This is a genomic window from Exiguobacterium sp. s70, from assembly GCF_018618315.1.
In the GTDB taxonomy this organism is placed as follows: Bacteria; Bacillota; Bacilli; order Exiguobacteriales; family Exiguobacteriaceae; genus Exiguobacterium; species Exiguobacterium chiriqhucha.
The window spans coordinates 623032-633891 of sequence record NZ_JACSLV010000002.1 but is presented as its reverse complement, the minus strand read 5'-3'; the positions used below and the strand labels follow the sequence as shown (position 1 = coordinate 633891).

The 10860-nt window shown below is 52.4% G+C and carries 11 protein-coding genes; 4 read left to right on the top strand and 7 right to left on the bottom strand.

Going from position 1 to position 10860, the window contains the following annotated elements:
* Positions 1-7: 7 nt before the first annotated feature.
* The 7 genes from KNP84_RS07945 to KNP84_RS07915 form a co-directional block, all read right to left on the bottom strand.
* Positions 8-850 (bottom strand): formate/nitrite transporter family protein, encoded by an 843-nt coding sequence (locus KNP84_RS07945; protein ID WP_029595608.1) that lies wholly within the window; start codon positions 848-850, stop codon positions 8-10.
* A 208-nt stretch (positions 851-1058) separates the two neighbouring features.
* Positions 1059-1727 carry a 50S ribosomal protein L25/general stress protein Ctc gene (locus tag KNP84_RS07940; RefSeq protein WP_215114570.1) on the bottom strand — a complete coding sequence of 223 codons (669 nt, stop codon included), beginning with the start codon at positions 1725-1727 and terminating at the stop codon, positions 1059-1061.
* Between the two features lie 163 nt (positions 1728-1890).
* A complete protein-coding gene (mutL, locus tag KNP84_RS07935) occupies positions 1891-3693 on the bottom strand; it encodes a DNA mismatch repair endonuclease MutL (protein ID WP_214713713.1) in 1803 nt (600 codons plus the stop codon).
* 4 nt (positions 3694-3697) lie between these two features.
* Positions 3698-6223 (bottom strand): DNA mismatch repair protein MutS, encoded by a 2526-nt coding sequence (gene mutS, locus KNP84_RS07930; protein WP_215114569.1) that lies wholly within the window; start codon positions 6221-6223, stop codon positions 3698-3700.
* A 54-nt stretch (positions 6224-6277) separates the two neighbouring features.
* A complete protein-coding gene (locus KNP84_RS07925; protein ID WP_021067281.1) occupies positions 6278-6709 on the bottom strand; it encodes a YlbF/YmcA family competence regulator in 432 nt (143 codons plus the stop codon).
* 101 nt (positions 6710-6810) lie between these two features.
* A complete protein-coding gene (locus KNP84_RS07920; protein ID WP_021067280.1) occupies positions 6811-7239 on the bottom strand; it encodes a GNAT family N-acetyltransferase in 429 nt (142 codons plus the stop codon).
* A 15-nt stretch (positions 7240-7254) separates the two neighbouring features.
* Entirely contained in the window at positions 7255-8718 is a 1464-nt protein-coding gene (locus tag KNP84_RS07915; RefSeq protein ID WP_215114568.1) for a phytoene desaturase family protein, read from the bottom strand.
* A gap of 140 nt (positions 8719-8858) precedes the next feature.
* Between KNP84_RS07915 and KNP84_RS07910 the strand changes: the two genes are divergently transcribed.
* From KNP84_RS07910 to KNP84_RS07895, 4 genes are read left to right on the top strand one after another with little or no spacing between them, the layout of a single operon-like run.
* A complete protein-coding gene (locus KNP84_RS07910) occupies positions 8859-9359 on the top strand; it encodes a hypothetical protein (RefSeq protein WP_021067278.1) in 501 nt (166 codons plus the stop codon).
* A gap of 16 nt (positions 9360-9375) precedes the next feature.
* Positions 9376-9822 (top strand): GNAT family N-acetyltransferase, encoded by a 447-nt coding sequence (locus tag KNP84_RS07905; protein ID WP_021067277.1) that lies wholly within the window; start codon positions 9376-9378, stop codon positions 9820-9822.
* A gap of 13 nt (positions 9823-9835) precedes the next feature.
* Complete coding sequence (locus tag KNP84_RS07900) at positions 9836-10354, top strand: DNA topology modulation protein (protein WP_214800794.1); 519 nt, start codon at positions 9836-9838, stop codon at positions 10352-10354.
* Positions 10351-10701: a VOC family protein gene (locus tag KNP84_RS07895; RefSeq protein ID WP_021067275.1), complete on the top strand. Its 351-nt coding sequence runs from the start codon at positions 10351-10353 to the stop codon at positions 10699-10701. The genes KNP84_RS07900 and KNP84_RS07895 overlap by 4 nt, the downstream gene beginning before the upstream one ends.
* Positions 10702-10860 lie beyond the last annotated feature (159 nt).

The window sequence follows — 10860 nt, the reverse complement described above, 5'->3', positions numbered from 1 at the left end:
ACCCAACTTATAATTCTTTAGCCGGTTTCACGATTTTTAATTCAACTTCTTCTTTTTCCTCTGACTCTTGGGCTTCGCGCAAGCCTTTCGCGTTCAACCACGTATAGATCGCACCCATGAACAAGGCGCCGCCGATGATGTTACCGAACGTGGCCGGAATCAAGTTGTGGATGGCGCCGGCAAAGCTAATCGCCTCAGGATGTGGAACGACGAGCGTGAGCGCAAACAAGACGAAGTTGGCGATGACGTGATCAAATCCTGACGCGAAGAAGACGGCGACGAGGAAAATCATCGAGAAGATTTGAGCGAACTCATTTTTCATCTGTTTTGGTAAGAAAATCGCGAGACAGACCATCCAGTTACAGAAGATGGCACGGAAGAAAATCTCGACCGTCGTATGATGCATCTTGCTCTCGACGACCGCGAACAGCCAGTTGTCCATCCCGAGTTCTTGGATGACGCCGGTCGGGGCGAGCAACAAGGCGAACAAGACGCCACCGAGCGCGTTCCCGACGAAACAAAGTAACCAGACGAGCATCGTGTCACTGAGCGTCGTATAGCCGCGTAACGTCGAGGTCGTGAAATACATTGTGTTTCCCGTGAACAGTTCGGCTCCGCCGTAGATGATCATGACAAGCGCGATCCCGAATGAGAACCCACCGATGAGTGTCGTGAACGGCGAATCGATCAAGTACATTCCGTTGACGACTTTAAGTGTGAAGATTGAAGCGAATCCGATAAAGATCCCCGCGAGCATTGCCCGTAAAAAGTATTCCATTGGCCGATAATGAATCATTTGCGAAGATGCCTGAGCTTTTTTCCGTAATGATTCGAGTGCATGGATTTCCATTGATGCCATGTCACAAACCCTTCTTTCTGTTTGAATGAACCCATATAATAAGAACGAACATGTGAAATCATTAACAATATAAGCCCGAATCCAATAAATTGCAATCGACCTTGGACCGTGTTGACACATTTTTCACATCGTAATCGTTTACATTTGTCGGATTTGTGACGAAAAAAACGACCCTTCGCAAAGGGTCGTTCGATACAGCTTATTCTTTGTCTGCAGACTTCTCTTCAGACTCTTCAGATGATGCCTCATCCGACTCTTCTTCAGTTGCTTCAGCTTCACTTTCTGTCGTTGTGTCTGTGTCAGCTTCAAGCTCTTCAAGAGAGACCGGCTCGTTCACAGATGCGATTTGAAGCTCGCCATCCGAGACGATTTCATAGTCTTTGTTCTCTGGAATGTCAGCTACCGTGACCGAATCACCGATACCGAGTTCAGAAACATCTAGTTCAATTCGTTCCGGAATGTTAGCCGGTGTCGCCGATACCGTAACTTTATAGAGCGTTTGTGCCAAGAAGCCGCCTTCTTTGACACCTTTCGCGTCGCCGACGAGTGTGACGTCCGCTTCGACTTCCGTCGCTTCGTCCATCTTCACGGCCATGAACTCGACGTGCTTGTATTCGTTCGTGAACGGGTCAACTTCTGTCCCGTGAACGAGCGTGTTTACTTTCTTGCCGTCGATGTTCAACTCGATTAACGCGTTGTCACCGTGTTCGCGGAGAATCTTGCGAAGTGCCATCTCCTCGAATGCAACTGGTGTGCTCTCGACTTTATAGCCGTATACGACACCTAGTACTTTACCTTCTTTACGCAAGTTTGCGCGGACCGAACGTGGTCGTAATTCTCGTTTCGTTACTTTAAGCGTGTCTGCCATAATCTTTTCCCCCTACTGGTTTATCGATCATGTCTACATCTTGAGGGTGAGGCAGTGAAAAAGCCACCTCTCAACCTCGATGCGTTGAGTGACATGTGTATATTGTTCCCATAGGCACCCGGACATAAACGTTACAGCCGGTTAAAAAAAGATTACAAGCGTGTCACATAACCCGTTTGAACAACTTCTCAAGTTCGTACGTACTCCATTTCACCAAGATCGGTCGCCCGTGCGGACACGTATACGGGGACGTCGTCTGATTGAGGTCATGCAGCAATTGCCGCATCATCTCATGGTTCAATGGATGGTTCGCTTTAATCGACCGCTTGCACGCCATCAAGATTGACGCGTCTTCCCGATATTTGGCGAGATTGACAGAGCGGTCCCGAATCGCCATCTCAATCAAATCGCGGACCGTCCCTTCCAAATCATGCTGCGGGTACCACGTCGGAATCTCTCGGATGAGGAACGTGTTGCCACCGAACGGCTCCAAATCGAGCCCCGCTTCTTTCAAGAGCGGAGCGACTTCTTCAATCGCGAGCGTCTCTTCTTGCGTGAACTCGAGTGTGAGCGGGAGCAGCAACAATTGATACTCTTTGTCTGGATTCCCGAGTTGCTCATAAAACAATTCGTATTTGATCCGTTCCTGAGCCGCGTGTTGGTCGATGACATACATGCCGTCCTCGGCGCCGCAGACGATATAGCTCGCATGTAATTGGCCGATGACGTCGAGCGGCGGCAACCGCTCTCCTTTCGTCTCAATTGCGTCTGATTCGACAATCGGGTCGGTCGGTGCAGGCGCTTCATTGACGAGCGGGGTCGGTGACCATCGACTCGGTGACGTGACAGGCTCACGTGGAATCGGATAGTTCCACGTCGGCGGTTCATCCGTGACAGGTGTCCGTTCGACCGTGAAATCAAGTCGCTCTTGTTCGGTCCGATTGACCGGTCGCTCTTTCGGTTTGACCGACGGGATTAAACGCTGTTCCCGGAGCGTCAGTTGGACCGTCTCGCGAATCAACTGGCACAGCTCTTTCTCTTTCGAGAGTCGGACCTCCCGTTTTGTCGGATGGACGTTGACGTCAATCAACATCGGGTCCATGTTCACTTCGAGGACGGCAATCGGATAACGACCAATCGGGAGTAACGTATGGTAGCCCTCGAGTACACTTTGGGTCAACGCAAAGTTCTTGATGCTCCGACCGTTCAAGATGAGCGTCACGTACTGCTTGTTCGAACGTGTCACTTCAGGCCGGACGAGATGGGCGCTCAAACTATAGTCGTTCGTCTTGCTTGACGCGGTGACGATTTGCGCCGCAACTTGACGCCCATAAATGGCAAGCATGACTTGCTTGATGTCGCCGTTGCCACTCGTCCGCAGGAGTTCCTTGTCTTCATGGAACGCCGTGAGGCGAACTTCCGGGTGGGACAAGGCGATCCGGTTCAACGTATCGGTGATGCTCGCGAGTTCGGTCGCCGACGTCTTCAAGTATTTGAGGCGGGCCGGTGTATTGTAGAACAATTGACTGACCGCTATCTCTGTTCCGACGTTGGCTGCGGCCGGTGTTTGCGCCGTAACGACACCCCCTTGGAGCGTCATCTCAAATCCGTCCTCTTCGGTCCGGCGTGACTTCAGCGTCACATGACTGACCGAGGCGATCGAGGCGAGGGCCTCTCCACGGAAGCCGAGCGTGCGAATCCGGAACAAGTCGTGCTCGTCCCGAATTTTGCTCGTCGCATGACGTAAAAAAGCTCGCGGAGCATCCTCTTCATAAAACCCATGCCCGTTATCCCGGACTTTAATGAGACGAATACCCGCTTCCTCCAAATCGACTTCGATTTTCGTGGCACCGGCGTCAATCGCATTCTCGACGAGCTCTTTCACGACCGAGGCTGGGCGTTCGACGACTTCCCCGGCAGCGATTCGGTTGGCCAGTTGTTCCGGTAACTCTTGAATGATTCCCATTGACTCACTCCTTCTTCGCGGATTGTTGGAGCGCATAGAGCGCCTGCATCGCCTCAATCGGGTTCATCGCCAGCAAATCGAGGTCGAGCAGTTGTCGTTTGATGTCGTCTTCCGCCTCAAATAGTGACAGTTGGGACACAGGTTCAGCCGGAGCCGGCTGTTCTACAGCTGCCCGTGCCGGTTTCGGTTCTGTCTCGAGCTCAGACAAAATCGTTCGCGCCCGTTCAATCAAATCAGGCGGCAAATCAGCGAGTTCGGCGACGTGAATCCCGTACGATTTGTCGGCCCGTCCCGGATGAACTTCATGCAGGAAAACGACACGTCCGTCCCGTTCAATGGCACGGACGTGCACGTTCTCAAGGGCTGGAATTGTGTCTTCGAGCACGGTCAACTCGTGGTAATGGGTCGAAAACAATGTTTTCGCGCCGATGGTGGCCGCGATATATTCGACGATGGCCTGCGCGAGCGCCATACCGTCATACGTAGAGGTTCCCCGTCCAATCTCATCGAGGAGGATGAGACTATGTGCTGTTGCTTCCGTCACCGCCTGACGTGTCTCCGTCATTTCGACCATGAACGTCGACTGTCCGCTCACCAAATCGTCGGCTGCCCCGATGCGAGTAAAGATGCGATCGAACAAAGGAAGTTCGGCCGATTCGGCCGGCACGAATGAACCGATTTGATGCAGGATGGCAATCAGTGCGAACTGACGCATATACGTCGATTTACCGGACATGTTCGGTCCGGTGATCAAGAGCATGCGCCGCGTGTCATCGAGCGTCAAGTCGTTGGCCACATATTCACCACGAGGCAATACCGTTTCGATGACCGGATGGCGCCCACGATCGATTTGGACATTGTTTGACGTCGTCGGCCGGACATAGTCCCGTTTTTCGGCGACAATGGCGAGCGCGAGCAGGACGTCTAGTTCACTTAATGAGCGGGCCAGTTGTTGGAGCGGTTTCGTCTCTTGTTTGACTTCTTCACGTAACGTGACGAATAAGTCATATTCAAGCGTACAGCTCTTCTCCTCGGCACCGAGGATGAGCGCTTCTTTTTCTTTTAACTCAGGCGTGACATAGCGTTCGGCGTTCGTAAGTGTCTGTTTCCGTTCATACCGCCCCTCTTCGAGTAAGCGCGCATTCGCTTTCGTCACTTCCAAATAATAGCCAAAGACACGGTTATAGCCGATTTTCAGCGACTTGATGCCGGTCGCGAGCCGCTCTTGTTGCTCGAGATTGGCAATCCACGTCTTCCCGTTCGCTTTCGCCTCGAGCAGTTCATCAAGTTCTGTCGAATAGCCTGAACGAATCATGCCACCTTCTTTAATTGAGATGGGTGGTGTCTCGACGAGCGCTGCCTGAAGTCGTTCCGATAGCGCGTCGAACGTGTCGAGCGTCGCATCGATGTGATGCAATCGCGTTGCCGTGACATTCGCGAGCAACTCTCGTACCGCTGGAATGCGTTCAAGCGTGTTCCGCAACTGGACAAGGTCACGTGCGTTGGCCGTCCCGTAACCGACTTTCGCGACGAGCCGTTCGATATCGTAGACGTGACGTAATTGCTCCCGTAATTGATCGCGGAGCATGAAATCATCGACTAAATTTTCGACGGCATCTTGGCGTTCACGAATCGCCTGTTCCGTATAGAGCGGCTGTTCGAGCCAACGTTTCAATAGTCGTCCCCCCATCGCTGTCGTCGTCTCATCGAGCAGGGCGAGAAGTGATCCTTTCCGTTCCCCGGACCGGGCCGAACGGAACAGCTCCAAGTTGCGGGCCGTGTTCGCATCGAGTTGCATATGGGCCTCAACCTCATAGGCGACAGCCGGCTGCAGGTGATCGAGGGCGCGTTTTTGCGTCCGCGTCAAATAGGCGAAAAGGAGTTCGAACGCACTTACTTGCGCCTCGTCGCGGGCGCCGCTCGACAATGAGCTCGCCAATCGCTCTGTTTGCACCGACAGCGGAATGCCAAGTGATGAGAGATGGTCTGCCAATTCGGAGTCATCAACGATGATTTCGCTCGGGACCAATCCTTCGACTTCGCGTAGGACGGCCTCACGCGACGGTAAAGTCGTCAACCAAGATTCACCTGTCGTCACATCGCCGCGGGCGATTCCAAAACGGCCTGCGACGTTCACGACCGATAGTAAATACCGGTTCTCTTTCTCACCGAGCGCGGCCATATATGTACCCGGCGTGATGACTTGAATGACTTCACGTTTGACGAGTCCTTTCGTCGCTTTTGGATCTTCCATCTGCTCACAAATCGCCACGTTGAACCCTTTTTCAATGAGTTGCTCGATATAGATCGCAGCGGAATGATGCGGGACCCCGCACATCGGAATCGGGTGCTCGGCGTTTTTTCCGTTTTTCGCAGTCAATGTCAATTCGAGTTCTTTGGCGACGATTTGAGCATCTTCAAAAAACAGCTCGTAAAAGTCACCGAGCCGGTAGAAGAGAAAGGCGTCTGGATAATCGGCCTTGATTGAAAAGTATTGTTTCATCATCGGGGTTTGATGTATCGTTTCCATTCGTGTTCACCTCTAGAAATTAGAACAGCTGACCAAAGGCCAGCTGTCTGTTTGTTAGTATCCGCAGCCGCCGCGTGATTTCTCCGCTGCCATGCCGCTTCCTGTTTTACCGGCGAGAACGTCACCGTCCGTCGACTCGATAATGCGATCTGTCACCGAGTTGGCGAGTGTGACCGTCACGTATTGAAGCAAATCGTTCACTTCGACTTGCGTCTCTTGGAACGCCTGGACGACCGGAATCGAATCGAGTTCGTCCATCGCCTTGTCGATTTTTAGCTCGACTTTGGCGAGTGCTTCCGTCTTCCCGTAGTGCTTGCAGTTGACGGCTTCTTTTTGTAAGTATTTGATACGCTTAATCAACGTTTGAACGCGCTCACTTTCGTTCACTTTCGTTTCCGCTTCTTTGAAGCGGGCCACTTCCGGCGTGCTCGCCAATAAGTCGGCTAATTCTCTCGCTTTTTGAATCACAGTTTGATCAGTCACCATCGTAAACCCCTTTGCTCTCTATGATTGAACGCACGTCTTGACGCACGCAAGTATTCCTCATCATTCTACCACGAACTTATGGCAAACGGTACCGCATCGATTCACTTCGAGATGGTCGCCGTCCGAACCATATCGACGTGAGGAATCCCATCCTCTAAGTACTCCTCGCTCGTTCGTGTGAACCCAAAGCTTGCATAGAACGGCTCCACGTACGTTTGCGCTTGCAAATACAAATCGCGATCCCCAAAGTCTGCCACGGCTTCTTGCATCAAGCGCCGCGAATGGCCTTGTCCCCGATGCGTCGATTTTGTGACGACACGACCGATGGCGATTGGCGATTCATCCTCGAGGACACGTAACGCCGCAATCGGGCGACCGTCTGCCTCAATCCAGTAATGGACCGCCGTCACATCTTTCCCATCGACTTCTTGGTACGGGCAATCTTGTTCCACGACAAAGATTTCGGTGCGGAGCGCCAATAACTCATAGAGCTCTCTCGTCGTCAATTCGTCAAACCGTTTTTTCTGCATCTCAACTTGTCCCCCTCATAACTTCGAACCGAGCGCTCGGGCGACGTGGAGCCCGCTCGTCATCGCCCCAATCGTCCCGGCACCTGGAAACACCGTGTCGCCGCAAACGTAAAAATTCGGAAGGTTCGTCCGATAGCTCGCCGCATGGAATAACGCTTGTTGCGGTGTTTGGGCATATCCACCGACCGCACCGTGCGGACGTTTCGTATATTTCACCCATGCCCCCGGTCCGCCCGGAAGCAACACCGACGATGTGCCGGTCCAACTCGGGAACGCCCGTCGCACTGCCTTGACGAGGCGCTCGGTCCATTCTGTCTCTAGTTTCTCATACGTCTCCTTGTCTTTCCAAGCCTGCCACTCCGACAAATCGATATGGGTCGAGACGGTCAACGTTCGTTCCGGCCGTTCGGTTCGGCGCGTATCGTCCGCATTTGACATCGAAATGAAGGCGTGACCTGACGGCAAATCATCACTATATACTTGTTGGAAGAGCGGACGTCCCGTGCACACCGCTTCCGGTAACGTGACGTAAAGACTGAACGTCCCCCATTGCGACCGTTCTAGTTGACGGCCGTACTGTCTATGGAACTGTCGAGCCGCTTGTCCCGTGACCAACTGAGCGGTCGCCTCGAGCGGGATGGCCGACACGACGACATCGACGAGGTCGAGCCGGCCCCGGCGATCGGTCAACAACCAACCGTCAGCAATCCGCTCGATTTTAACAATTTGTCGTCCGAGAATCGTTTTTCCATCGTCTCTTCGAATCGACCGCTCCAACGCGTGGGCGAGTGTGTACAATCCCCCATCGACGTAATATGCTCCCTCATGGTAAATGGATAAAGCGACGGCCGCGAGCAAATGGCTCGCCTCGCGGGCACCGGTCTGCAAGCTATCGAGCAAAATCCCGTCGATAACCCGCTCGAACGCAGTCCCGTTCAATCGATGCCGTTTTAACGTTGTACCGAGCGGTCGATACAGCTTCCGGAACGACCGGAGCTGTGCCGGTCGAAACGCTCGTATCGCAACCGATGCGTCACGAATCGTTCGAAACGGCAACGCCGGTAGCGTCTCAAACAAAGGACGAATCGTCTCGAAATCGGTCCACACTTCATTCAAAAAAGCACGAATTCGCGGAGCGAGCTCTGGAAATATCGACTCAAGTTCTGCTAAAAACAGATCCCGGTCTTGAAGATAATGGACAGTCTGTCCGTCGAGATGAATCTGCATCACCTCGGTTAACGGGCGAACGTCAATCGTTTCACCTAAGTAGGACAAGACTCGCTCATGCAGGCCGCCCGGTTCAAATCCCATCCCGAGCGTCGCCCCGGCCGGGAACCGATAGTCCCCCCGTTCGAATTTCCCGGCACAACCACCCCATTCTCGTGACGACTCGTATACGGTCACGTCATGGCCGATTCGGCTCGCTAACGCACCCGTCGTCAATCCGGCAACTCCTCCACCGATAATCCCGATTCGCATGTTAATCCCCTCCTGCCTTCATCATACATGGCTTCCCGAAATCCGAGACATTTCAACGTGTTCCGTAGACATATTTCACCGGTCAGGCAGGGTTCTGCCGGTAGATGGCGAAAAAATCGATAAAGGACAGGTGAAACCATATGCGAAGTCGGGTCATCATTTATCTGCTCATTCCAATCTTGATTTTTATCGGTATTTTGATTACACCTCCATCAGAAGAATCACAAAAAGTCGCCACCATGACGGCTGTCAACATTCAAGAGATGATTCCGTATGAACGCGAGTACACGGCACAAAAAGTGTTACTCGAGGAAGCGAACGACGGCCGCGAGGCGATTATCGAGGAGTGGCGGCTCGAACGCGGGGCGCGCACGACTTATAGTTACGTGTTGCGACTTCAGGGGTTCGATACGGTGATTCAAGTCGATGCTGGGGCGGCCAACACACGCTCGGACGGCTATTATGCCATGCAAGCGCACAGCCCCGTCTTTGAAGCGGACGAACCGCTGTCAATCGGTTATCCGATTGTGCTCTTCGCCAGCGAGCAACGGCTCGTACTGAACCAGATGGAAGTACGCGTCCTATACGAAGAGGACGGTGTCATTGAAAAATGGCGTATCCTAGAATCCACAGAATCTTAATGAAGGCGGAACTAATATGAATCTCACATTTCAACGGGCAACCGAATCACAACAAGCCGAAATTTATGCACTTGCAGGCGTCAATCGTGAGGAAGCGACCAACCACGTGTCGACTGATAGCCGAGAAAAGATGATTGAAGCGTACGAACATTCTGCAAAGTTCGGTGCTTATTTTCTCTGTCTCGTCGATGACGAGACACTCATCGGCTGGACGCAAATCGACAAAGCGTTCGATTATTTGACGGGTGCGGAGGTCGGTTGGGTGAACGACCTATATATCAAACCCGTTTTTCGCGGGCACGGTTATGCCAAATTATTGATGCAAGAGGCGCTCGCCACGTTCAAACAAATGGGCTATACCGACGTGCGCTTGAACGTGTATGCGCATAATCAAACAGCGATGCATCTATATGAACAACTTGGCTTCTCCGACGTCAGCAAGTTCATGAAAATCGACATATGAGAGGCGAGACGTCATGCAAAAAATATTATTAATCGGTTCAGGCGGTTCGGGCAAGTCGACACTCGCCCGCGAGTTGGGCGCCCGACTCGGAATCGATGTTCATCACCTCGACGCGTTACTATGGAAGCCGAATTGGACACCCGCCACGCGACAAGAACAAATTGCCACGCAGTCAGCGTTGATTGAACGCGATTCGTGGATCATCGATGGGAATTACGGGGGGACGCTCGATTTGCGAGTAGATGCTGCCGACACGATTGTATTTCTCGACTTGCCGCGTACCGTCTGCACGTATCGCGTTTTGAAGCGCATGCTCAAGTACCGCGGCAAAACACGCCCTGACATGGGCCCTGGTTGTGAGGAACGATTCGACCCGAAGTTCTTGAAGTGGGTATGGGATTATCCGAAGTCGCAGCGACCAGCCATTTTACAACGTTTACACAAACTTGAATCCGAAAAAGACATTATTCTCCTGCGTTCACGGGCCGAGGTCCGTCGTTTCGTAGTGAATCAACTGGAGGCGAATACATGAATCCAATTCTCGCAGAAATTGGGACCGTCTTTATCCCCGTCCGAGACGTTGAAACGTCCCGGGATTGGTATTGTCAGCTATTTGATATATCAGCAGATGGAGACATACTGTTCGATCATCTCTATGTCGTCCCGTTAAACGGACCAAATCTGGTACTAGACAGTAAGATTTTCTCTGAAGCGAACGTCATTCAGACCCCGCTTTTCCATTTGAACACGCCTGATATCCACCAAGCATATGCGCATATGGTGCAACGACAAATTGACATTGTAACCCCGATTGAACACGACCATTGGTTCAATTTCAAAGACCCAGACGGAAACATCCTGATGATGTGCCAATGCTGACGGGGCCTATAGAAGGTGCAAGCATTCAAATTCAACGCGTCAATCACATGGATCGCGCAATCACTCAATTGAGCGACTTGTCGCCCGACGTTCATTTGTTAATTGCCACATGAGCGGAAACCGTCGTCGGGACCCTGTAACTCCAATTCTGTACGAAAC

Bases quoted from the DNA above. Each gene is read 5' to 3' on its own strand.
- KNP84_RS07945 (WP_029595608.1), bottom strand. From the start codon at position 850: ATGGAAATCCATGCACTCGAATCATTACGGAAAAAAGCTCAGGCATCT.
- KNP84_RS07940 (WP_215114570.1), bottom strand. From the start codon at position 1,727: ATGGCAGACACGCTTAAAGTAACGAAACGAGAATTACGACCACGTTCG.
- mutL (WP_214713713.1), bottom strand. From the start codon at position 3,693: ATGGGAATCATTCAAGAGTTACCGGAACAACTGGCCAACCGAATCGCT.
- mutS (WP_215114569.1), bottom strand. From the start codon at position 6,223: ATGGAAACGATACATCAAACCCCGATGATGAAACAATACTTTTCAATC.
- KNP84_RS07925 (WP_021067281.1), bottom strand. From the start codon at position 6,709: ATGGTGACTGATCAAACTGTGATTCAAAAAGCGAGAGAATTAGCCGAC.
- KNP84_RS07920 (WP_021067280.1), bottom strand. From the start codon at position 7,239: ATGCAGAAAAAACGGTTTGACGAATTGACGACGAGAGAGCTCTATGAG.
- KNP84_RS07915 (WP_215114568.1), bottom strand. From the start codon at position 8,718: ATGCGAATCGGGATTATCGGTGGAGGAGTTGCCGGATTGACGACGGGT.
- KNP84_RS07910 (WP_021067278.1), top strand. From the start codon at position 8,859: ATGCGAAGTCGGGTCATCATTTATCTGCTCATTCCAATCTTGATTTTT.
- KNP84_RS07905 (WP_021067277.1), top strand. From the start codon at position 9,376: ATGAATCTCACATTTCAACGGGCAACCGAATCACAACAAGCCGAAATT.
- KNP84_RS07900 (WP_214800794.1), top strand. From the start codon at position 9,836: ATGCAAAAAATATTATTAATCGGTTCAGGCGGTTCGGGCAAGTCGACA.
- KNP84_RS07895 (WP_021067275.1), top strand. From the start codon at position 10,351: ATGAATCCAATTCTCGCAGAAATTGGGACCGTCTTTATCCCCGTCCGA.